Annotated in this window: 20 protein-coding genes; 2 read left to right on the plus strand and 18 right to left on the minus strand. The window is 60.6% G+C overall.

The window, feature by feature from the left end:
- The first annotated feature begins 186 nt into the window (after positions 1-186).
- Entirely contained in the window at positions 187-747 is a 561-nt protein-coding gene (locus tag KUF73_RS28035) for a cytochrome b (protein WP_218441208.1), read from the plus strand.
- Positions 748-860: 113 nt separating this feature from the next.
- On the opposite strand, the gene KUF73_RS28040 is transcribed toward KUF73_RS28035, so the two are convergent.
- On the minus strand, positions 861-1781 hold the full coding sequence (locus tag KUF73_RS28040; RefSeq protein WP_218441209.1) for a 1-aminocyclopropane-1-carboxylate deaminase/D-cysteine desulfhydrase: 921 nt from the start codon (positions 1779-1781) through the stop codon (positions 861-863).
- Between the two features lie 262 nt (positions 1782-2043).
- On the opposite strand from KUF73_RS28040, the gene KUF73_RS28045 reads away from it, so the two are divergent.
- Positions 2044-4812: an RHS repeat domain-containing protein gene (locus tag KUF73_RS28045; RefSeq protein ID WP_256345708.1), complete on the plus strand. Its 2769-nt coding sequence runs from the start codon at positions 2044-2046 to the stop codon at positions 4810-4812.
- A gap of 241 nt (positions 4813-5053) precedes the next feature.
- Here the strand turns inward: KUF73_RS28045 and KUF73_RS28050 are convergent, their stop codons facing one another.
- The 17 genes from KUF73_RS28050 to KUF73_RS28130 all read right to left on the minus strand — a co-directional run bounded on the left by KUF73_RS28050 (position 5054) and on the right by KUF73_RS28130 (position 23154).
- Positions 5054-7093: an FAD-dependent oxidoreductase gene (locus tag KUF73_RS28050; RefSeq protein ID WP_218441211.1), complete on the minus strand. Its 2040-nt coding sequence runs from the start codon at positions 7091-7093 to the stop codon at positions 5054-5056.
- Positions 7094-7575: 482 nt separating this feature from the next.
- Positions 7576-8022 carry a hypothetical protein gene (locus tag KUF73_RS28055; protein WP_218441212.1) on the minus strand — a complete coding sequence of 149 codons (447 nt, stop codon included), beginning with the start codon at positions 8020-8022 and terminating at the stop codon, positions 7576-7578.
- Between the two features lie 271 nt (positions 8023-8293).
- Positions 8294-8467, minus strand: a complete 174-nt coding sequence (locus KUF73_RS28060; RefSeq protein WP_218441213.1) for a hypothetical protein — start codon at positions 8465-8467, stop codon at positions 8294-8296.
- A gap of 128 nt (positions 8468-8595) precedes the next feature.
- Positions 8596-9636, minus strand: a complete 1041-nt coding sequence (locus KUF73_RS28065) for a Rieske 2Fe-2S domain-containing protein (RefSeq protein WP_218441214.1) — start codon at positions 9634-9636, stop codon at positions 8596-8598.
- Positions 9637-9814: 178 nt separating this feature from the next.
- Complete coding sequence (locus tag KUF73_RS28070) at positions 9815-11191, minus strand: DUF1329 domain-containing protein (RefSeq protein ID WP_218441215.1); 1377 nt, start codon at positions 11189-11191, stop codon at positions 9815-9817.
- Positions 11192-11295: 104 nt separating this feature from the next.
- Positions 11296-12498, minus strand: a complete 1203-nt coding sequence (locus KUF73_RS28075; RefSeq protein WP_218441216.1) for a helix-turn-helix transcriptional regulator — start codon at positions 12496-12498, stop codon at positions 11296-11298.
- A gap of 76 nt (positions 12499-12574) precedes the next feature.
- Positions 12575-13783: an acetyl-CoA C-acyltransferase gene (locus KUF73_RS28080; RefSeq protein ID WP_218441217.1), complete on the minus strand. Its 1209-nt coding sequence runs from the start codon at positions 13781-13783 to the stop codon at positions 12575-12577.
- 8 nt (positions 13784-13791) lie between these two features.
- The gene (locus KUF73_RS28085) at positions 13792-14262 is read right to left on the minus strand and encodes a MaoC family dehydratase (RefSeq protein WP_218441218.1); all 471 of its coding nucleotides are present in this window, start codon (positions 14260-14262) and stop codon (positions 13792-13794) included.
- A 10-nt stretch (positions 14263-14272) separates the two neighbouring features.
- Positions 14273-15058, minus strand: a complete 786-nt coding sequence (locus KUF73_RS28090; protein ID WP_218441219.1) for an SDR family oxidoreductase — start codon at positions 15056-15058, stop codon at positions 14273-14275.
- A 180-nt stretch (positions 15059-15238) separates the two neighbouring features.
- The gene (locus KUF73_RS28095) at positions 15239-16117 is read right to left on the minus strand and encodes an SDR family oxidoreductase (RefSeq protein ID WP_218441220.1); all 879 of its coding nucleotides are present in this window, start codon (positions 16115-16117) and stop codon (positions 15239-15241) included.
- A gap of 60 nt (positions 16118-16177) precedes the next feature.
- Entirely contained in the window at positions 16178-17329 is a 1152-nt protein-coding gene (locus tag KUF73_RS28100; RefSeq protein WP_218441221.1) for an acetyl-CoA C-acetyltransferase, read from the minus strand.
- Positions 17330-17332: 3 nt separating this feature from the next.
- The gene (locus tag KUF73_RS28105; protein WP_218441222.1) at positions 17333-18391 is read right to left on the minus strand and encodes an acyl-CoA dehydrogenase family protein; all 1059 of its coding nucleotides are present in this window, start codon (positions 18389-18391) and stop codon (positions 17333-17335) included.
- A 9-nt stretch (positions 18392-18400) separates the two neighbouring features.
- A complete protein-coding gene (locus KUF73_RS28110; RefSeq protein ID WP_218441223.1) occupies positions 18401-19564 on the minus strand; it encodes an acyl-CoA dehydrogenase family protein in 1164 nt (387 codons plus the stop codon).
- Positions 19565-19573: 9 nt separating this feature from the next.
- Positions 19574-20326 (minus strand): enoyl-CoA hydratase family protein, encoded by a 753-nt coding sequence (locus tag KUF73_RS28115; RefSeq protein ID WP_218441224.1) that lies wholly within the window; start codon positions 20324-20326, stop codon positions 19574-19576.
- Positions 20323-21435 (minus strand): nitronate monooxygenase family protein, encoded by a 1113-nt coding sequence (locus KUF73_RS28120; protein ID WP_218441225.1) that lies wholly within the window; start codon positions 21433-21435, stop codon positions 20323-20325. The genes KUF73_RS28115 and KUF73_RS28120 overlap by 4 nt, the downstream gene beginning before the upstream one ends.
- Complete coding sequence (locus KUF73_RS28125) at positions 21432-22340, minus strand: enoyl-CoA hydratase (protein ID WP_218441226.1); 909 nt, start codon at positions 22338-22340, stop codon at positions 21432-21434. Before KUF73_RS28125 ends, KUF73_RS28120 begins: the two co-directional genes overlap by 4 nt.
- 16 nt (positions 22341-22356) lie before the next feature.
- Positions 22357-23154 (minus strand): CoA-transferase subunit beta, encoded by a 798-nt coding sequence (locus tag KUF73_RS28130; protein WP_218441227.1) that lies wholly within the window; start codon positions 23152-23154, stop codon positions 22357-22359.
- Positions 23155-23157: the final 3 nt, after the last annotated feature.

Here is a 23157-nt window from a genome sequence, read left to right on the forward strand (position 1 = left end):
GATCAAAAGATCGCAGCCTCGTTTCACTCGACAGCTCCTACAGGGGCCAGTGTTTTTTTCTGTCAATTAGCTGAACCACAGGACCCAGCGACCAAGAGCCCCGGGCAAATCCGCTAAAACAGGATTACAGTTAAAGCATACCGTCGATCAGAACGGTGGTTTGACCAGACCTGTGAGGAACACCGTATGCCGTGGAAAAACTCCGATTCGCGCTACAGCACCGTGTCGATAGCGCTGCATTGGTTGATGCTGGTCCTGCTGGCGCTGGTTTACGCCTGCATCGAATTTCGCGGGATCTTCCCCAAGGGCAGTGGCGGGCGGACGCTGATCACAGAAGCACACTTCATGCTGGGCCTGACGGTCTTCGTGCTGGTCTGGCTGCGGTTGTTTGCTCGCAGCCTGGGGCCCGCGCCGCAAATCTTCCCGGCGTCACCACACTGGCAGACGACGCTGGCCAAACTGATGCACTGGGCGCTGTACATTTTCATGATCGCCATGCCGATTCTGGGCTGGCTGGTCACCAGCGCCAAAGGCAATCAAGTGATGTTCTACGGCTTCGACCTGCCTATGCTGGTGGCCGAAAACAAGGATTTCGCCAAACAGCTGCAGGGCTGGCATGTGCTCGGCGGCACCATCGGCTATTGGCTGATCGGCCTGCACGCGTTGGCCGGGCTCTATCACCACTATGTGGTGGGCGATAACACCTTGCTGCGAATGATGCCCAAGCGCATGCCCCGCAATACCTGAAAATCACCCAACCCCTGTAGGAGCTGCCGCAGGCTGCGATCTTTTGACCTTGTTGCTGGCGGAAATGAGGCCGCTGAAAATCAAGATCAAAAGATCGCAGCCTGCGGCAGCTCCTACAGAGTGAACCCGCGTCGGCCCTGCAAGCCGCCGGTGTGGATGAAAATCAGCCGCGTCCCTTGAGCAAACTTGCCGGCCTCGACTTGCTGTTTTAGCGCAAGCAGCGCTTTGCCGGTATACAAGGGTTCAAAGGGAATGCCACTGCCCCGCTCGGTTTGTTCGATGAACTCCAGTAGCTGCGGATCGACTTTGGCAAAACCACCGCGACTGGCGTCGAACAGTTCATACATCGGGTCGGTTGTGCGCGCCTCCTCCATGATGCGCTGGACCTGTTGCGCCACCCCATGATCGTCGGGTACCGCCAGCGCGCCGTAAACCGGATGCGCCCCAGCTTCGGCCAGCACCAGGCCGGCCAGAGTCGTGCCGGTTCCGCAGGCCAGCCACCAACCGTCATAGTCACTCCAGCCCAAACCGTTCAGTTGTTCACAAATCCTCGCCTTGAGCTGCATGCAACCACGCGCGCCAAGCATGCCGCCTCCCCCTTCCGGCACAGGATGCAACGTTGGGTACAAGGTTTGCCACGGCTCCCAGAAGCCCGCTTCATGCCGCGCCCGATAGCCGCCATAACCCAGCCAGTGCAGTTGCATGCCGAAGGCCTGCAAGTCGCTTACCGTTGGCGTTTCCTGAGGATGACCGCGCAGCAGACCGACCGTGGCGAAACCAAAACGCTTGCCGGCAGCTGCCAGTGCGTGGAGATGGTTGGAGTGAGCGCCGCCCAGACTGATGATGCCTTCTGCACCGGATCGCTCCGCCGCGTTGAGATGCTCGATGAGCTTGAACCACTTGTTGCCGCTGATGAGCGAATCGATCAGGTCCAGACGCAGGATCGCGACTTCGATGCCAGCGGTGGTGAGCCAGTCGAGGTGGAAATGTTGGAGGCTGACGTTGCTCAGCGATGAAGCGGAAGAAAAAAGCATTGATTTGCACGGCATGGAAAAGACTCGAGTCTATCAGCCCAAGCAACCGGCGCAGCGCCTAAGGCAGGCCGCAGCTACCTTCCTGCTGAACGCTAATGAGCCTATACCTGTCAATTTTGACAGTTGACAGCATCCTAAAGGATCGAGATAAACACAGGGTGGAGTTTCATTGGTCCAGTACCCCGCCCAAGGTCAAGCGATTATGCATGCTCATACGCCAGCGCTCGAAGTGATCGACTCAAGGGGTCTGATCTTGCGTAAAGTGGCCTATCTTCGCTCGTCGATTTCTTGCCCACCCGACGCGCAAATCACCCACCAGACCTATGACCCGGCGGGACGCGCGAACCAGAGTCGCGACCCGCGGCTGTTCAACCTGCTCGACAGCACGCCTGATGCACCGGCAAATCTTGTCACCGTGTTTACCCTTTCCGGGACTGCGCTGCTTACCGATAGCACCGATGCGGGCTGGAACTTGAGTTTAGTGGCAGAAGCCCGGCAGCCCCTGGAGAGCTGGGACAACAAACTCAATCACACCCGGACAAATCATGACCCGCGACTTCGACCTGTAGAAGTCTTTGAACAGACTGAATGCGAGCCGGAAAAACGCAGAGAATGCTTTTCCTATGGTGACGCAAAGAATGCCTTCGCAATCGGCAATCAGTGTGGTCAGTTGATACGGCATGACGATACCGCCGGCACCGAATGTTTTCCCCAGTTCAGCCTTGCCGCAACACCGCTTGAGCAAGCCCGATATTTTCTCAACGACTTTGATGCCTCTGTTAATTGGCCTGTCGAACTGGCTGATCGCGACCTGCTACTGGAAGACAACGTTGCGGTTACGTTGATCGATTACAACGCAGTCGGTGAAGTCCGCAGTCAAACCGATGCGCAGGGAAATACTCAATTCTGGAGTCATACCGTCGCGGGACAATTACGGGCCGTTCAGTTGACCCTGGCCGATCGCTCAACCATGACGCTGGCCAGCGCTTTCGATTACGACGTCTTTGGTCATGTCGAACGGCAAACCGTCGGCAATGGTGTGACCACAACCGCCATGTACTGCAGCCTGACCGGGAGACTGAAAAGGCTCACGGCCAAGCGAAAGGATCAAAGTACAATGCAAGACCTGAGCTACTGTTACGACCCGGTCGGTAATGTTCTGGACATCAAGGATGCGGCACAACCGATCCGTTATTTTCGCAACCAACGGGTAGAAGCACGAAATACCTACGAATATGACTCGCTGTATCGGTTGATCAGAGCCACAGGTCGTCAGGCAGTCAACGGAGTGATCGGCCCACAGTTGCCGGAGTTTCAGTCACCTGCCGACCCCGATCAACTGGAAAATTACACCCTGACGTTCAACTATTTGGCGGGGGGTAATCTGGACGAACGAGTCCTTACAGCCGGCAGTCGCAGCCAGACCCTGCGCATGGGAACCGCGAAATACAGCAACCGTAGCCTGCCGCAAAAAGCCAACGGTGAGTTACCGACCGATAGCGAGATTGCCCATGGCTTCGATGCCAAAGGCAACCTGAAAGTACTTCAACCCGGGCAACCCCTTGGATGGAACGGACGTAATCAGCTATGTCGAATCGACCAGGTGACTCGTGAAGACGGACCCTGTGATACCGAAGTCTATATTTATGACGGCTCAGGGCAACGTCGACGCAAAATCCGCAGCACCTACACAGGACCGCTCAAACGACTCAACGAAGTGCGTTATTTGCCGGGGCTCGAGATCCGCAAGTGCCTGGGGCAAACGCTGCACGTTGTTGCTGTTGACGCCGGTTACTGCAGCGTTCAGGTCCTGATATGGGAGCAGAGAGCACCATCAGGTGCACCCCAGAATCAACCCCACTACAGCCTGAACGACCACTTGGGCTCCAGCACGCTGGTGCTAGATGAAAACGCCGATCTGATCAGCCAGGAATGGTTTTACTGCTATGGTGCAACCGCCTGTTGGGCCGGGCGCGACAATCCGCTAGCCAGTTACAAAACCCGCCGTTATTCCGGCAAGGAGCGCGATGCCACGGGATTGTATTACTACGGATTCAGATATTACGCCCCGTGGTTGCAACGATGGATTAACCCCGATCCGGCAGGAACCGTCGACGGGCTCAATCTGTATGCATTTGTCGGAAATAATCCGGCGGGGCGAATTGATACGGATGGGCGGATGTGGGGCACTGCCGACTTGGAGGAGTTTTCGATTGAATTTGCACGGCTTCAGTCTGTGCACTCTCCATTCAAAGAAGCAGTTGCTGAAGGTGTAGAAGAAACTGCCCGCGATGAAGGTAGCCAAGTGCTGGCTCAGGGATTAGGTCAGTTTCCCGAACAAGAACAAAAACAAGTGTATCGCGTTCTGAATAATGCACTACGGTTTCTACAGACTGCGGAAACCATGATTGAGCAATATCCCGCTGAAAGCAGTTCTGTTCTTAGAGATTTTTTTGGCAAAGGTTACAAGCAACAGACAAGTCATGTACTTCGTACAATTAAACAAACTCGAGAACTAATGAGTCAATACACCTATTCCTCGTGGGGAGCCGGAAAGTTTGCCAAGCTATCACTCGCTCTTGGGAGGGCCGCAGAAGCAAATATTCAAACAGGCTCGATCATCCTATTCGAACAAGCGCTGAATCGATCTGATAATCGGCTGGCATGGACTCTAATCCACGAATTCAGCCATTTTGGAGGAGTCGATGAAGCGAGTTCTGTCGGTCCGGAAACAGACGATTTATGGTATTTGCCTCCAGCCGAAGATGGAATGTCGAGAAGAGAGTTTTCAGCTGAATTTGTGCGGCATGGTAGTTCATTACCGGGGCTTAACCAGACTAGAGCAGCGTTTGATGAACGAATCCAAAAGCTGGTAAAGCGCAATATTTCAAGTATACAAGCGGAAAGACTGTTTCTGAGAAGCCCTTGGGTCAGAACAAACCTAGCGGTTAACAACGCAGACCAAATTGCAGGGGCGGTCATCAGCTTGAGTCAACGGCACCAACGACTGAGAGTCCCCGTCCGTCATTAAAAATCTTGGAATTACTCATTACACCGAAGGAACAGCATCGATGCCGCCTTTGGGTGGAGCCGGCATCTTGGCTGTTGATTTGTGGTGACGGAGCTTGTCGGAACACCATACCGTCCCGATCGGCTGCGTAGCAGCCGTAAATCCTGTGCACGCGGCTTTCCTGGGTGACCAAGGCGACTTGTTTCCGGGCCGCTTCGTAGCCCTGAGGGAGCAAGCCCCCTCGCCACACGACCTGCGTTAATTACAACTCAGCCGCCAAACGCGAACCCTGATTGATCGCTCGCTTGGCATCGAGTTCAGCCGCGACATCCGCGCCGCCGATCAAATGCACATTCTGCCCTGCCGCCACAAGGCCATCCTGCAATTCGCGCAGCGGGTCTTGCCCGGCGCAGATCACGATGTTGTCCACTGGCAGCACTTGCGGCTCGCCGGTTTCGCCAATACGGATGTGCAGGCCTTCATCGTCGATCTTCAGGTATTCGACGCTGTTGAGCATCTGCACCTGCTTGTTCTTCAGACCCGTGCGGTGAATCCAGCCAGTGGTTTTGCCCAGGCCATCGCCGACCTTGGACTTCTTGCGTTGCAGCAGGAACACTTCACGGGCCGGCGCATGCGGCGCAGCCTTGATCCCGGCAACACCGCCGCGCGCTTCAAGGTGCGTATCGATGCCCCACTCTTTCCAGAACTCCTCGCGGTTCAGACTGGTGGCTTGGCCCTGATGAACCAGGAATTCCGAGACGTCGAACCCGATACCGCCAGCACCGATCACCGCAACGCGTTTGCCGACCGGTTTGCGCTGAAGCAGCACGTCCAGATAACTCAGCACCTTGGCGTTTTCCACGCCTGGAATCGCCGGGGTTCTTGGCGCAATGCCGGTGGCCAGGATGATCTCGTCGAATCCGCCTTCAACCAGTTTCGCCACGTCCACACGAGTGTTCAGGCACACCTCGACATTGGTGGTCTGCAGTTTGCGGCCGAAATAACGCAGGGTCTCAAAGAACTCTTCCTTGCCTGGCACGCGTTTGGCGACGTTGAACTGGCCGCCAATTTCGCTGGCCGAATCAAACAGCGTCACCTGATGCCCACGCTCGGCGGCCACGGTCGCAGCGGACAACCCGGCAGGGCCGGCACCGACCACGGCGATTTTCTTGATCTGCTGCACCGGCAAATAGTTGAGTTCGGTTTCGTGGCAGGCACGCGGGTTCACAAGGCAACTGGTGAGTTTGCCGCCGAAGGTGTGATCCAGGCATGCCTGGTTGCAACCGATGCAGGTGTTGATTTCGTCGGCGCGGCCTTCAGCGGCCTTGTTGACGAAATCCGCGTCGGCGAGGAACGGACGCGCCATGGAAACCATGTCGGCATCGCCTTCGGCCAGGATCTGTTCAGCGACTTCCGGGGTGTTGATGCGGTTGGTGGTGATCAGCGGAATGTTGACCGAGCCGCGCAGCTTGGCCGTGACCTTGCTGAAGGCGGCGCGTGGGACTTTGGTGGCGATGGTCGGAATCCGCGCTTCGTGCCAGCCGATACCGGTGTTGATGATCGTCGCGCCGGCCTGCTCGATGGCTTTTGCCAGCAAAACGATCTCTTCCCAGGTGCTGCCACCTTCCACCAGGTCGAGCATCGACAGGCGGAAAATAATGATGAAGTTCGGGCCGACCGCCTCACGCACACGGCGGACGATTTCCACTGGCAGGCGCATACGGTTTTCGTAGCTGCCGCCCCAGCGGTCGGTACGGTGGTTGGTGTGGGCCGCGAGGAACTGGTTAATGAAATAACCTTCGGAGCCCATGATTTCCACGCCGTCGTACTCGGCCTGTTGCGCCAGGGTCGAACAGGTGACGAAATCGCGGATCTGCTTCTCGATGCCTTCCTCGTCCAGCTCTTTAGGCTTGAACGGGTTGATCGGCGCCTGAATGGCGCTTGGCGCGACCTGTTTCGGGCTGTAGGCATAACGACCGGCGTGGAGTATCTGCATGCAGATTTTGCCGCCCGCCTCGTGCACGGCACGGGTGACGATCTGGTGCTTGCGCGCTTCTTCCTCGGTGGTCAGCTTGGCCGCGCCGGAGTACACGCCGCCCTCGTCGTTCGGGCCGATACCGCCAGTGACCATCAGGCCGACACCCCCGCGAGCACGTTCGGCGAAGTACGCCGCCATGCGCTCGAAACCACCGGGTTTTTCCTCAAGACCGGTGTGCATCGAGCCCATCAGGGTGCGATTGCGCAACGTGGTAAAACCCAGGTCCAGCGGGGCCAACAGGTGCGGGTAATGAGCGGTGGTCATCGGTAACTCCACAACGAGCGATCACGGAAAAATGCAGGAGCTCTACGGCCCCCATCTCATGCTCGACAGACTAAGAGCCGCGCCGCGGCCGCTCAATGACCGAAACTGACAACTTAATGATCAAAATGCGCATCGCCCCTTGTCACGCGCCAGGAAAAATAAAACCCCTAGGCTAATACTGTTCATTAAGGACGACCGGTGTACCTGTGACGAGGGAGCTTGCTCCCTCGCCACAGGTTATTTACTGCTCGCCCTGTCTCTTAGCTGAACAGCATTACCCCTCGGCTGACCTACCGGTTTTTTTCTGGTGCAACGATTTAACAGCAGAAAAGCGCGCGCTCAGGTGCTGGTCATGAACGACCGGAACCGACGGCGCAAGACGATGAAGAGAGGGAAGGCGGCGGCCGATACCTGATCTGAACGGTGAGCGGCAGACCTTGCCGCTCACTGCTCCTTATCTGACCGGTTTGCTGGATGTGCCTCTAGCCTGCACTGATAGGGCCGCAGAACAGAGGCCGGCTACCGTCTGCCGGGCTGGTGCGAACGAGCAAGGAATAGTCACCCTTGGTCAATTCGCTCAATGCCACCGGAGCCTGGGCCCAATGCCGGGTTCGCGGGGCCATTGACGGATAATCGACGCTGTTGGCTTGATGGGTCGTGTACGCCGGTTGTGCTCCCGGCTGTTGCTGGCACGAGCCCGCGTATATGGCGATGTCGAGGCGGTCAGGTACGGCCATGTCGTGGGGGATACCACCTACCGTGAGCCAGATGCTGGTTTGGTTGTCCACCGGGCTGAGTGTGGCTCGAGCGATATGCTCTGCGTTGATTGGTGCAGCATTCAGGGGAACATCGACAATCCCGGTTCGGCTCGCGCAACCTGTAATCGCCACTGCTGCTGCTACCAACGCCAGCCAAGATGTTCTGTTCATCACAGATCTCCTGATTTGAGGTGCGTTGATTTCATATCCCCCTGTGCAGTCTAGTGGCCTGCTCCAGGCGCGGAAGACTAGCAGATGGGTGGTCAGCGGCAGACCTGAACAGCTTGCAGAGGATTCGGGATTTGGCGGCGGCAACGCTTCGTGTGCGCTGTCGGGATGCCAACATTATTTAGCTGCGCAGCCGTCATGCACGTCCAGCCGAACATACGTCACACCCCAAGGCCCTTCGGCCTGTGGTGTGACGTGCTCGGTACGCTTGGGCCTAGTGAAAATTCAGCCAGTGCGGAACGCTCTGGCTGATGGCAACACAGCCCGCGTATTGTTTACAGGCCTTTACGCTGGGCAATTCGGCTGGCGTTGAGACCAGCGCGGTGACCACCAGGAGCAGCAGGATCAACAAGATAACGTTATAGGCAAGAAGACTTTTTATTTTCATTGTCAGTGCTCTCGTGACTGTGAAGTCGGACCTACGGTTTTGCAGTAAAACAGCTGTCTCTCTGCCCCTTCCGGAACGCGCCCTTGATTGACACATCAGGGCTTGTCGCTCGCCGCGGGCGTTATCCCTTAGCGCTCGTCGACCGTAATGAACTCGCGACGCTCTGCCATGAACGCAGGCACCTCATCCTCATCGGTGAAGAACTGCTCGTACCACTCGCGCAACTGGTAGACGGGGCCGTCGGTTTCGGCCAGCACAGGCTTGTCGATACGGATCTTGTGCTTCCAGATCACCACATCCTGGTAGAACGACTCCCGGTTGCCTTGGACGTAGGCCTTGGCCACTTCCAGGTTCTGCTCTTCCGTCCAGCCCGGCACTCGCTTGACCATGCAACCAAAGCGCAAGTCGAAGCTGTCCGGCGTCACCGGCACATGGCTGTTGAGCAGAATGGCGTGGATGCGCACATCGCCGAACATCGAGCTGATTTGTGTGAAGTGCGTGGCCGGCCCGTAATAGGCCGATGGCGCGATCAGGTCGCCGCCCAGGCGCTCGGAGTCACCATGGAAAATCTGATGGCCGATGTGCCCTTCGAAGACGTTGGCGAAGTATTTGGTTGGCGTGCCGTGCACCGGGCCGAAGTGCTGGGCATCCACCAGGTTATCGACCAACTCCCGAGGGTTGGTTTCGATCAGCATCGTGTCGATGTTCCAGTCGTGAATCCAGTCCGGGTCATCCATTTCGGGCAGGTGTGGAATGACCACGCCCTCTTTCGGCGGACGCCCTTCAGGGTTGTTCCAGACGAACAGCAGGTTATTTTCCTCACAGGTCAACCAGCTGCGGGTCTTGGCCTTGGGTGGAATGCGCTTGCAGTAAGGGATTTCGACGCATTTGCCGCCGGTGTCGTACTTCCAGTGGTGGAACGGGCACACCAGCTTGTCGCCTTCGATGGTGCCATGGGACAGGTCGGCCCCCATGTGTGGGCAATAGGCATCCAGAACGCTGATGGTGCCTTGGGTGTCGGCAAAAGCCACCAGGCGGGTGCCGAAGACTTCCAGGGTATGCGGCTTGCCATCACGGTAATCATTGGCATTGCCCAGGCAATGCCAGCCACGCGCGTAACGGTGGGTACGCTGGGCGTTCTCGATATTGATCTCAGCGAGTTTCGTCATTGTTATTGTTCCTCGATTGCAGACTTCGGGGCCGGCTAAGCCCCCAAGAAATACAGGGTGATCCCATGGCGAGCATCATTGAGGAGCCGCGCAAGGAGGTCATCGTTCAGTTGGACTAGATCAAACGCGATCCACTCTCAATGGGCGCCCTTGTCACAACGGACGCCCTGCTCCACGGCTACTGGCCGAAGCGGCGAGCGGCTTCGGGGCCGAAGTCGCGGGGACTGAAGCCAGGCTTGTTCAACAGGTAGCCGTTGCGCTGCTCGTTGATCAGGTTGAACGCCAGGTAGCTGCCGGCATTGAGGTCGTAATACAGGCCGACACCCGCTTGCGGTCGCTGGCTTTCGTAGGCGTAGAAGTAGTTGACCATCGAGGTGCGCCACAACTCGCCACGGTTGTCGTAGTTGTCGGCGAGCATCGGGAACCAGGTGTCTTCGTCGATGTACAACTTGCGTTTGCCATAGAGATGGCGGAAGCCCGGCTTGAGGGTGCCTTCCAGTTCCCACACCCGATGGCGCTCAAAACGCAGGGCATCCGGGTTGATGTGGCCAGGGGTCAGCAGATCGGCGTATTTGAGATTGCCCGAGTGCAGACGATAGGTGTCATAGGGAATGAACATCTCGCGCTTGCCGACGATCTTCCAGTCATAGCGTTGCCCCGAACCGTTGAACAGGCGCACCTCGTCCACGGTGATCGAGCCGCCACTGCCAGGGAACGACATGTCGAAACCATACCCCGGCGACTGACGCACGCGCCGGGTGCCCGGATCGTAACGCCAGGCCTGGCGCGGTTCGGTCTTGTCGTTCCAGAATTCGGTGCCGGTATTGATTTCGCCTTTGTCCCGTTGCGGCAGCAGGGTTTCGTTGAGATAGAAGGCCGAGTTGCCAGTGGTTTCACCAATCTTGCCCGGCTCCAGCGATGGCGCCAGGTTGCGTGAATGCACTCGGCCCCAGTTGATGTTGCCGTCCTTGAGCACGTAGGCGTTGTCGGAAGTGTATTCCTCGGTCCAGGCGCGCAAGGTAAAGGTCGAGGCGTTTTTCAACAGTTCCAGGCCGCTGCGCGGCACCGGGAAGGGTGTGCCGCCGGTCTTGCCGACCACGCCCTCACCGTCATCCACCAGGCGCGCCACACTGGCGTTTTCGCGAGTGGCCTGGCAAACCGCGTCGTTGAAACGGAAATCCCGATGCGTCGGATAGACCGGCATCTTGTAGGTGCCCGGGTACAGCTTGAACAGGGCTTTTTGGCCGTCGGACAGGTAGTCGCTATATTGCGCGATGTTCTGCGCGGTAATCACGAACAGCGGTTTTTCTTCCGGATACGGGTCCACGGGGTGGTTGCCAGTGCCTTTGAAGTCAACGTGAGGCGGTACGCCCAGCCACTTGCCGCTGAACGCTGGAATGCTGCCGTCGGCATTGCCGGCCTTTTCCGCACCCAGACACGTCAAGTCTTTGCCCAGGCGCTCGAGGTCCTCCGGTGCGGCATTCACCGTACCGATGACACAAGATCCCAACAACAACGCCAACGCCCAGCCAGGGGACTGATTACTGCCGATCATTTTTATTCTCCTTGTTAAGGTTCGACAACGGTGCCCAGTATCGGCAGGCCACGAACCCGGCAGCATCGTCCGCACGGACTAACGCATTTTTGCGCAGACCCGCGTCACAACCGGGACGCGGCCGGCTGCCGCGCACCCAGGGCCACCACACTGTTGAGCATGATCCGCACCAGTTCGGTCTGGCGTCGCACGCCGGTCTTGGAAAAGATCGAGCGCAGGTGTGCACGCGCGGTATTGCGACGAATATTCAAGAGTTCCGAGGCTTCCTCCAGCGACAGGCCGTTGGCCAGTTCGAGGGCCAGCCCGGTTTCCGCCGGGGTCAGGTTGTACAGTTGCGAAGTCAGCACAGTGCTCACCAGCGACTTGCTCACCGCATCGCGCACATACACCACCACCGTGGGCTTGCCATTGCCTTCGAGCAGTTCCTGGGACGGGATCAACTCCACCACAACGCCCAGGCTGACCTGCCCGGAAGGCCGGGAAATCGACGTCGCCTCGGCCACCTGCACACCTTTGGCGGTGCCCTGCCTGGCGCGCTGGAAAGCATTGCGCACCAGCCGCGACAACTCGCGATTGTCACTGGGGTACGTCGCCTCCAGCCGGCCGCCCACCACCTTGAGGCCGTCCTGGCTGTCGAGTATTTCCCGGGCCACAGGATTGAGTTGCACCACGCTGCCGTTCTCATCGAGCACGATGGTCGCCACCGCCAGGCGACTGATCGTCTGCGAGTACAGACTGCCCAGCGATTCGCTGCGGTCCAGCAGTGAATGCATGTGCAAGGCCCGACGAAAATGCGGCAACAACATGGCGCACATGGCTCGCTCGGCGTCACTGAAACGTGGTTGACCCTGTGGTCGATTGATCCGGAAACGCACGGTGCCGCCATCCGGCATGCGGATATCGGCACCGAGCATGTGGTAGCAATCGTAGGGTTGGCAAAACAACAGGTAAAACGCCGAGCCAGTCCATTCGGCATCGCTCATCAGCTCATCGACCGTGAACACCGTGTCGGTGGGCAGGCCGTCGAACAGCGTGGATTTGGAGTAATAGGCGTAATGATTGATACCGCCCTCCCCCAGTTCGATATCGCCCGCAACCACCATCGGCGACAGCAGCGGCTCTTCCTGCACCCGCAGAATCAAGGTCACGAAATTGGCCTTGAACAACGCCTGCACCTGGCGCAATGCCTCGCTCAGGCAACGGGTATCCATCGCCGAATCGTAGATGTTGCCAATGATCCGTTCGTACTCATCCAACTCCAGGCCCATTTGCGCCAGGACCTGTGCATTGGGCATACAACTTTGCATAACCATTCCCCAGCAGCGGGCCCGACCTGCGGGCCCCCATGGATTTAATCGAGCGAGCGGCGACGCTTCGCTCGCCTCATGGCAGCTCGAACAGGCCGGCGGCGCCCATGCCACCCCCGATGCACATGGCAATCACCACATAGCGCACGCCGCGCCGCCGCCCTTCGATCAAGGCGTGGCCCACCATCCGCGCGCCGGACATGCCGAACGGGTGACCGATGGCAATGGCACCGCCGTTGACGTTCAAGCGCTCGGCGGGGATGTGCAACGCATCGCGGCAATGCAGCACCTGGCTGGCGAAGGCCTCGTTGATCTCCCACAGACCGATGTCCGCCACGCCCAGGCCAAAGCGCTTGAGCAGCTTGGGAATGGCGATCACCGGGCCGATGCCCATTTCCTCGGGGGCGCAGCCGCCGACAGCTATACCGCGATAGATACCCAGTGGCGTCAATCCACGGCGCTTGGCCTCGGCACGACTCATCAGCAGGCTGGCCGAGGCGCCGTCGGAGAACTGCGAGGCATTGCCCGCGGTGACGAATTCGCCCTGCTCGATCCACTTGCCGTCCTTCCACACCGGCTTCAATTTCGCCAGGTCTTCCAGGCGCGTGTTGGGCCGGTTGCACTCGTCACGCTGGACGTGCACGCGTTCATGGCCGTTGGGCTGGCCATCGGCGGCGAACAACAATTTGTCCACGCTCAGACCGACGATTTCGTCGTCGAACAGGCCGTCCCGTTGGGCGGCGGCGGTACGCAGCTGGCTTTGCAGCGAATACTCATCCTGAGCGGCGCGGCTGATGCCATAGCGGCGGGACACGATCTCCGCTGTTTCAATCATCGGGATATAGGCGCTGGGCATCACCTGCAGCACCGCTTCAGATTGGGCCCGATAGCTGTTCTTGTGCTTGGTCTGGGTCAGTGACAAGGATTCCACGCCACCGCCGATGGCGATGTTCATCTCGCCGGTCATGATGCCCTTGGCAGCCACGCCGATACTCATGAGGCCCGACGCACACATGCGGTCCAGTGCCATGCCCGGCACGCTGTCTGGCAAACCACCGGTGTAGGCACAGAGCCGGCCGATGTTGTAGGCCTGCGTGCCCTGCTGCACCGCCGCGCCCATGATCACATCCTCTACGTCACCTGGCTCGATGCCGGCGCGCTCGACCACTGCGCGCACCACATGGCCGCCCAGCACCGGCGCTTCGGTATCGTTGAACGATCCGCGAAATGACTTGGCCAGCGCGGTACGGGCGGTGGCGACGATGACGACTTCATTCAGATCCATGGGGAAACTCACTCGGAAATAGGGTTGAAGGTGTAACGGCTGATGGTGTCGATCACGCAGCCGGGGCGCACCTGGCCCTCGACTTCCATCGTCATGCGTACCACCAGTTGCACGGTGTCGCCCAGCTGTTCGGCGCGGATGATCTGGCCGCTGCCGCGCACCCGCGAGTCGACCTTGACCGGTGCCGGAAAGCGCGTCCGGTCGCTGCCGTAGTTAACCCCCATCGCCATGTTGTCGATGGTCAATAACTGCGGCATGAACAGATTGACCAGGGATTGGGTCAGGTAGCCGTGGGCAATGCAGACGCCGAACGGACCGGCGGCGGCGCGCACCGGATCGACATGAATCCACTGGTGGTCACCCGTGGCTTCGGCGAACAGATCAATGCGTTGCTGGCTGATGGTCAGCCATTCGGTGTGACCCAGGTCCAGGCCCTCGGCCGCAAGCAACGCCTGGGCACTGCTGAAAACGTGACTCATGAGCGAACCCTCAAGCTTGTTGCGAACTGACGGACAGCACTTCGCCGACCATGTAGGAGGCATAGTCGCTGGCCAGGAACATCATCACGTTGGCGACTTCCCAGACTTCGGCGGCGCGACCGAACGCCTCGCGCCCGGCCAGGCTGGCAAGCAACTCTTCGCTGGAGGCTTTCTTGAGAAAATCGTGCAGGGCAATCGACGGCGAGACCGCATTGATGCGTACACCGAATTCGGCGGCTTCCAGTGCGCTGCAGCGAGTCAGCGCCATTACCCCGGCCTTGGCGGCGGCGTAGTGGGCCTGTTCCTTCTGCGCCCGCCAACCGAGCACCGAGGCGTTATTGACAATGGCACCAGCGCCCCGCCGTTGCATGTGCGGCAGCATCGCCCGGGTCATGCGGAAGGTGCCGGTCAAGGTCACATCCAGCACCCGCAACCATTCTTCGTCGCTCATTTCCACCACGCGTTTCTGGCCACCCAGGCCGGCGTTGTTGATCAGCACATCGACGCCACCCAACACCTCTTCGGCCGCAGCCACCAGCGTCTGAACTTCGTCTTCGACAGTGACATTGCACAGCTGGCCATAAATCGCCTGCAAACCGGTCTCGGCCTTGAGGCGCTCAACCGCCTCTTCCAGACGGCGCGCATGCACGTCGGAAATCATCAGCGCCCGGCAACCCTCCTCGGCACTGCGCCGGGCCGCCGAATAACCGATACCGGCGCCTGCGGCAGCGGTAATCAATACCGACTTGCCGGCCAGCAATTGATGACCGGGAACATAAGGGGGGGCTTGTTTCACAGCGTCTACCTCCGAAGAAATCAATACGCTGTAGTTGTACGGACGGGACTGCGCGGGCACATCGTCAAAATGGGGTATGACGCCATAAGATCGCAGCCTGCGGCAGCTCCTACCGATGGATCGCATTTCCATGTAGGCGCTGCCGCAGGCTGCGATATTTTGATCTTGCGGATAACGCTCTTAGCTTCCCCAGACTCTCTGAGCTTTCGGCGCTTCAGCGAGGATCGCATCCACTGCCGCACCAATTTCCTCGACCTGCCACAAGGCGCCCTTGTCGCACGTGACGCCTGTGCGCCAGCCGTCACCCAAAGAGATTCGCCCGCCCTGGCTTTCGAAGATCTGGCCGCTGACGTGGGCGGATGCCGGGCTGCCGAGCCACACCACCAGCGGCGCGACGTTTTCTGCGGCCCACGCATCGAAGCTGCCGTCCTCGGGTTTTTTCACCACGTCGGGCATGGCACTCTCGGTCATTGAGGTCCGCGCGGCCGGCGCCAGGGCGTTGGCGGTGACGCCGTAGCGGGCCAGTTCCGCCGCTTGCACCAGGGTCAGCGAAGCGATCCCGCCCTTGGCCGCCGAATAGTTCGACTGCCCGACCGAGCCTTGCAGGCCGGCGCCGGAGCTGGTGTTGATGATCCGCGCATCCACCGGCGTACCCGCCTTGGCCAGGTCGCGCCAGCGGCGGCCAAGGATGTTGGCCAGGCAATAATGGCCCTTGAGGTGGACGCGCATGACCATGTCCCAGTCTTCTTCGCTGAGGCTGATGAACATGCGGTCGCGCAAAACGCCCGCGTTGTTAATCAGCACATGCACTTCACCGAACGCCGCCAATGCCGCATCGACGATGCGCTGCGCGGTGGCCAACGTGGTGATGTCGTCGCTGTTGGCGATGGCCTGCCCACCGTTGACGCGAATCTCACCCGCCACATCTTCAGCGGCCTCGGCACGAATGTCGTTGACCACTACATTGGCGCCTTGCGCGGCAAATGCCAGGGCGTAGGCGCGACCGAGTCCGCCGCCGGCCCCGGTGATGATCACGGTGCGGTCTGCACACATTGTCATGTTTGACTCCTTGGAAATTCGGGTGGCCGCACGCCTGAAGCGGCGGCCGGAATGAAAAAACTACAGGCGCTCGATGATCGTCACGTTGGCCTGGCCGCCGCCTTCACACATGGTTTGCAGGCCGTATCGACCTCCGCTGCATTCCAGTTCGTTCAACAGCGTGGTCATCAGCCGTGCGCCGGTTGCGCCCAACGGGTGACCCAAGGCAATCGCCCCACCGTTGACGTTGGTGCGTGCCGGGTCGTAATCCAGCTCCTTGGCCCAGGCCATGACCACCGAGGCAAAGGCTTCGTTGATCTCGACCCGGTCGATGTCAGCCATGCTCAGGCCGCTTTTGGCCAAGGCCCGGCGGGTGGCAGCAATTGGAGCGGTGAGGTGCCAGATCGGATCATCACCGAGCACCGTCAAGTGATGAATCCGCGCCCGAGGCGTCAGGTCATAACGCTTGAGTGCCGCCTCGGACACCACCAGCAGCGCCGCCGAGGCGTCGCAGGTCTGGCTCGATACGGCAGCGGTGATCGACGGGAACTGTGGGTCCACCGGTTGCAATTCGGCCATCTTCGCCAGGCTGCTGTGGCGCGGGGTTTCATCCACCGCCAACCCTTGGCAGGCGACGATCTCCCGGGCAAATCGCCCGCTGGCGATGGCCGCCAGGGCGCGTTCGTGGCTTTGCAGGGCAAAGGCTTCCATCTGCTCGCGGCTGATCTGCCAGTGATCGGCAATCCGCTGGGCCGCGTAGAACTGGTTCACCGGCTGCTGGCCAAACCGCGCGCGCCAGCCAACGCTGCCCGAGAACGGATCGGCAAAGCCCAGGGGCTGACCGGCCAGCATTGCCGAGGCAATCGGAATCTGGGTCATGGTCTGAACCCCACCCACCGCCACCACGTCCTGGGTGCCGCTCATCACCGCCTGCGCGGCAAAGTGCAGCGCCTGCTGTGAGGAACCGCACTGGCGATCGACCGTGGTGCCCGGCACCGAAAGCGGCAAACCGGCGGCCAGCCAACTGGTACGGGCGATGTCGCCGGCCTGGGAACCGATGGTGTCGACGCAACCGAATATCACGTCGTCGTAGTCCTCGGCAGGGATCACGTTGCGTTCCACCAGTGCCTTGAGCACGTGGGCGCCCAAGTCAATTGCGTGGATCTCGCTCAATGAGCCCTTGCGTTTGCCGGTGGGGCTGCGCAGTGCATCAACAATGTAGGCCTGTGCCATGACTCATTCCTCGAAAGTATGCCCCGGCCCCAGGCCGGTGGCGTCGGCGAACAGGTAGTCGCTGACACGGGTTTTGTGGAAGCCGCGGTCCCCCCAGGGCGCATCGAGAGCCCAGGCGCGCTTCATGAACATTTGCAAATCCACTTCCCAGGTGTACCCCATCGCGCCGTGCACCTGGATACCCTTGCGGGCGGCGATCCAGCTCGCCTCATTCGCCGCCAGGCGTGCTTGCGAAACCCAGACGCCAGCGTTGACGTCGCCTCGGGCCAAAGCATGGGCAGCGCGGTACAGCACCGGTTTGACTTGCTCGATATAACGGGCGACATCGGCCAGGTGATGCTTGACCGCCTGGAAGCTGCCAATCGGTTTGCCGAACTGTTTGCGCTGGGCCACGTAGTCCACCGACAGATCAAGCATGCGTTGCGCCAGCCCCAGCAGTTGCCCGGCCACCGATAGCGCACCACGGTCCAGCAGGCGTTCCTGCAAAACGCGGCCCTGTTCGCCACTGGCGATGCAGGTGTCTGGCGATGGGGTCCAGCTCACCAGGCCAAGACGCCGCGAGGCATCGATGCTGGGGTGGTTTTCCACGTCCACCTGAGAGCGCGGCACCACATGGATGTCATCGCCGTCGGTGAGTATCAGCACTTCGGCCAACTGCGCATCGCTGACCAGCGCGTTGACCGGGTGACTGATCGCCAGGCGCAAGCTGCCATCGGCGATTCGCGGCAACAGATCAGCGCGAGCCGGATGCTGCGCCGGTAATGCGGCGAGCAGGCCGCTAGCGACATAGGCGGTATCGGCCAATGAGTCAGGGATGGCGTAGTAGCCCAGCTCCTGGGTCATCAGTGCCCAGGTCACGTCGTCCATGCCCAGGCCACCTTCGGCCTCCGGCACCGACAAGGCGGTCAAGCCCTGGTCGGCGATTTTATTGCGCAGGTCCCGAGAGCGACCGATATCGGTTTCCCAGATTTCCCGCAGCATCTCCGGGGCGGCTTCGGTCATCAGGAAACGGCTGATGGCTTCGCGAAACGCCAACTGGTCATCGTTAAAAGTGAAGTCCATGGCGGTTCCTTATTTCGGCAAGCCGAGCATCCGCTCGGCAATGATGTTGCGCTGGATTTCGTTGGTGCCGGCGTAGATCGGGCCGGACTGGGCAAACAGGAAGCCCTCCAGCCAACCCGCCGCATCGCCGCCCTGCGCACCCTTGGTCACCAATTCGCCACGCGCGCCGAGAATGCGCATGGCGGTCTCGTGCATCTTCAGGTCCAGCTCCGACCAGATGATTTTGTTGATGCTCGACTCGGCGCCGATCTGCTCGCCGCGACTCAAACGCCCCACGGTGTGATAGGCCGACAGCGCATAGGCTTCGGCACCCATCCAGGTTTCCAGCACGGCATCGCGCAGGCCCGGATCACGGTCGGCGCTGGCGCGGTGGGCCTTGTACAGCTCAACCAATTTGCGTGCCGTGGCCTGGAAGCGCGCCGGTGAACGCAGCAGCAATCCGCGCTCAAAACCGGCGGTGGCCATCGCCACGTGCCAGCCCTGCCCTTCGGCACCGATGCGGTTGCCCACCGGCACCCGCACGTCATCGAAAAACACCTCGGCGAAGGCATCCTTGCCGTTGAGCGCCTTGATTGGGCGAATGCTCACACCCGGCGTATTCAGCGGCACCATGACGAACGACAGGCCGTGATGACGGGTCGATCCCGGCTCGCTGCGGAACAGGCCGAACAGCCAGTCGGCGTAGATCGCCCGGGTCGACCAGGTTTTCTGCCCGTTGATCACGTAGTGGTCACCGTCGAGCACGGCCTTGCTGGTGATCGCCGCCATGTCGGAACCGGCGTTGGGTTCCGACCAGCCTTGCGCCCACATGTCCAGGCTGGCAGCCATGCGTGGCAGGAAGCGTTGCTTCTGCTCCGGGGTGCCAAACTCCATCAGGGTCGGCCCCAGCAACAGCTGGCCGTTCTGGTTGACGCGCATCGGTGCCCCGGCGCCGTAATACTCTTCCTCGAAAATCAGCCACTCGATCAAGTCGCTCCCGCGACCTCCGAGTTCGGCCGGCCACATCACCATCGACCAGCGGCTCTCGAACAGCTTGGCCTCCCAGGCGCGGTGCTGTTCAAAGCCTTCGCGGGTGTCGTAACTGGCCAGGGGCTCGCGCGGCAGATTGGCCGACAGCCAGGCGCGCACTTCGGCGCGGAAGGCGTTTTGCTTGGGGGTATAGGTCAGGTCCATGGGGTTCCCTCAGAACTTGGCGTCGCGTTTTTCGACGAAGGCCCGGCGCGTTTCCGCAGAGTCCGGGCTGCTGTAGGCCTGCATGGTGAAGCCCTGCTCCCAGCGATATTTGTCTTCCAGGTTGCCGTCTTCGATACCGTTCAAGGCTTCCTTGGCGATGCGGATCATGCCTGGGCTCTTCTCGGCGATTTTCGCCGCGATGCCCAGGGCGGTTTCGCGCAGTTGGTCCTTGGCGACGATCCGCTCGATAAAGCCGTATTGCAGGGCTTCGGGGGCGCCGATGCTGTCACCGGTAAAAAACAGGTAGCGGACTTTTTGCACCGGGAACAGGCGCTGCAAGTGCGCACCGCCGCCCATGGCACCCCGGTCGACTTCCGGCAACGCAAAGGTCGCGCATTCGGAGGCGACGACGATGTCCGCCGCCCCGGTGATGCCGATGCCACCGCCGAGGACAAAACCATGGACCGCGACAATCACCGGCACCGGGTTGCGGTGCACGGCCTTGAAGGTGGCGTAGTTACCGGCATTGACCTCGACGATCCGCTCCGGATGCTTGTCCAGTTCCTTGATGTCGACACCGGCGCAAAAGCCCCGGCCTTCGGCGCGGATCACGATCACCCGCACGTCGGGGTTGGCCCCAAGGGCTTCGATCTGCCGCGCCAGTGCGTGCCATTCCTGGCTGTCGAGGGCGTTGACCGGTGGCTTGGCGATCACCAGTTCAGCGATCCCCTGATTGAGTTGTGTCGTAAATGCCTGGTTCACAGGGGTTCTCCAATACTGGCTGGATGGTTCGAGGGACGGGTCTGGCTGCGCGTCAGGAGTGCGTCCAGGCATTGCTGGGCCTCGCTGGCGATGCCTTCGATGACTTCACGACAACTGAGCAATTCACCGATGGCCGCCGCGACCTGGCCGCTGGGCAAGATGCCCTCGTCCGGGGCACCATCGACCATCGAGCGCTGCAACAACACCGGTTGGTTGGCGGCCATCACCACTTGCGACAGCTGCGAGGGGTCTTCACGCAACCCACGGAAAAAGACCGAGGCCATGTGCCCCAGGCTCATGCCGGTCTGCTGCTTCCACTGCCAGGCGCTGCCCAGGGCGATGCGCAAGCGACCGAACGGGCCGGCCTGCTCCAGGTGGTTGATGAAGCGGTTTTCAATCATGCGGTGACGCATGCCATCCACCGCCGTGGTCACGCGCACCTGCTGCGGGTCGTTGACCTTCAGGTAGCGTTCCAGGGTTGCGGCAGGCGTCGGCGATTCGCGGGTCATGAGAAACCGCGTGCCCATGGCGATGCCGGCACCACCGGCGGCCAGCACCGAGGCCAGGCCACGACCGGTGGCGAATCCACCGGCCGCGATCACCGGCACATTCACCGCCGCCAGCACTTGCGGCAGCAGGATCGAACTGGGCACGCCGCCGGTATGGCCGCCGCCCTCGCCGCCCTGAATGGTGATCAGGTCGGCCCCCAGTTCCACGGCCTTCAGCGCGTGTTTCAACGCGCCCACGGTGGGAATGCACAGCACGTTGGCTGCCTTGAAGCGGGCGATGGTCTTTTTGTCCGGGCCGCGACCGTAACTCACGGCGCGCAGGCGGTACTTAATCGCCAGGTCGACGCACTGCCCGGCGTTGTCCTGGAACATATGGAAATTGAGCCCGAAGTTGCTGCCACCGGTGGCGTCGATCACCTTGCGGATTTCGCCTTCCAGCTCATTGGCCGCGATGGTCGCCCCGGCCAGGAAACCGAAGCCTCCGGCCTGGGTCGTGGCGATGACCAGGTTGGCGTCGGCGACCCAACCCATGGCAGTTTGCACAATCGGGTAACGGCAACCGAGGGCCTCGGTCAGCGGCGTATCCAGCCAGCGGTTCATTGGCTTTTGTCCTCGGCCTGCTTGTTCGCCCGGGCCATGCCCTTGGCGTCAAAGCCGCCCAGTTTGTCACCGGACAACAGCTCGTTATGGGCATGGGCAAAGTGGTGCCAGGCGAACACCGCATCCATCGCCGTGCGCTTGCCTTGCAGATCCTCGACGTGATTGATCGCCTGCTTGGTCAGGGCCAGACCCATACGCGGTTGACGGGCGATGCCGGCGGCCAGGGCATAGGTGGTCTGCTCCAACTCTTCGCGGGGCACCAGGCGGTTGACCATGCCCACTTGCCAGGCACGGGTGGCGCTCATGCGGTCACCGGTGAACAGGAATTCCTTGGCGATACGCGGGTTCATTTCATAGGGATGGGCGAAATACTCCACCCCCGGAATGCCCATGCGCACGACCGGGTCCTGGAAGAACGCGTCATCGCTGGCGACGATCAAATCGCAGACCCAGGCCAGCATCAACCCGCCCGCAATACACGCACCATGGACCATGGCGATGGTCGGTTTGGGCAGCTCGCGCCAACGCCGGCACATGCCCAAGTACACCTCCTGCTCGCGAGCATACAGTTGCTCGCCGCCGGGTTTGTTGGTGTGGTCCCACCACAGGTGCGCGCGTTCGAACGGCTTGTCGATATCGCGCCCAGGCGTGCCGATATCGTGCCCCGCCGAGAAGTGTTTGCCGTTGCCCCGCAGGACGATGACCTTGACGCTGTCGTCGTTTACCGCCTGGCGCAAAGCGGCATCCAGCGCGTAGGTCATCTGCGAGTTTTGCGCGTTATTGAAGGTTGGCCGGTTCAGCGTCAGCGTGGCGATACCCTCGGCCACGCTGTACAGCACCGGGGTGTCCGTCTCGTAGACGGCGTTGTCCTGACGGACGATAAATTCACTGTCGCTGCTGTGCATGCTCGCTGTCCTTGCCTCAGGCCGTACGGATGCCGGGCGGGTTGCCCTTGATCGCCGTGGCGCGGTAATCGTGGGGGTCGAGTCGGCGGATCAAGGCCAGTTGCTCGGCGGTCGGGTGAACGGTTTCGTGCAACTGCGCCGACTTGAGCAACGGGAAGCCGGTGTTGTCCTGGACTTGTTCGAAGCTCACGCCGGGGTGCAGCGAGCGCACTTGCACCGCTCGCTCCGGGCCGTCGAAATCGAGGACGCACAGGTCGCTGACCACACAACGGATGTCCATCAAGTCGCGGCGCGCACCTTCAGGCCAGCGCTCGGCCTTGAAGCCGACACCCGAGACCATGTCCACCTCGCCGCTGACGAAAACCCGGCTGTTATGGCTAGGTACGAAGAACGAGTTGAGGTGGTTGATGCTGTTGCCCGGCAAACCGCGCACGCCGAGAATCGCCGTCTTGGGTTTTTGATAGTCACCGACACAAGACAGGTTGGTCTGGCCCCAGCGGTCGATCTGGGTCGGCCCGATCATCGCGTGACGACGCCCACCCCAGACGCATTCGAAGACTCGCTCGAACGACATGTAGCCCGAGTAACGCGGCACGTAATCGCCACGCGGCCCCAGCGGAATCGGCTCTTCTACCAGGAACGCCTCGCTGTCGGTCATCAGCAGTTCCGGGCTATGGGTCAGTTTGGCCAGGCTGGCGCCCAGGCGCGGGATCACGCCAAGGCCCGAGGCAATCACTTCACCATTGCCACGCCACGCTTCAGAGGCGGCGACGATCATCAGTTCAGCGAGGGTGAAATCACAGGTTGCAGACATAGT

Origin of the sequence: Pseudomonas sp. PD9R (assembly GCF_019200975.1) — a bacterium.
In the GTDB taxonomy this organism is placed as follows: domain Bacteria; phylum Pseudomonadota; class Gammaproteobacteria; order Pseudomonadales; family Pseudomonadaceae; genus Aquipseudomonas.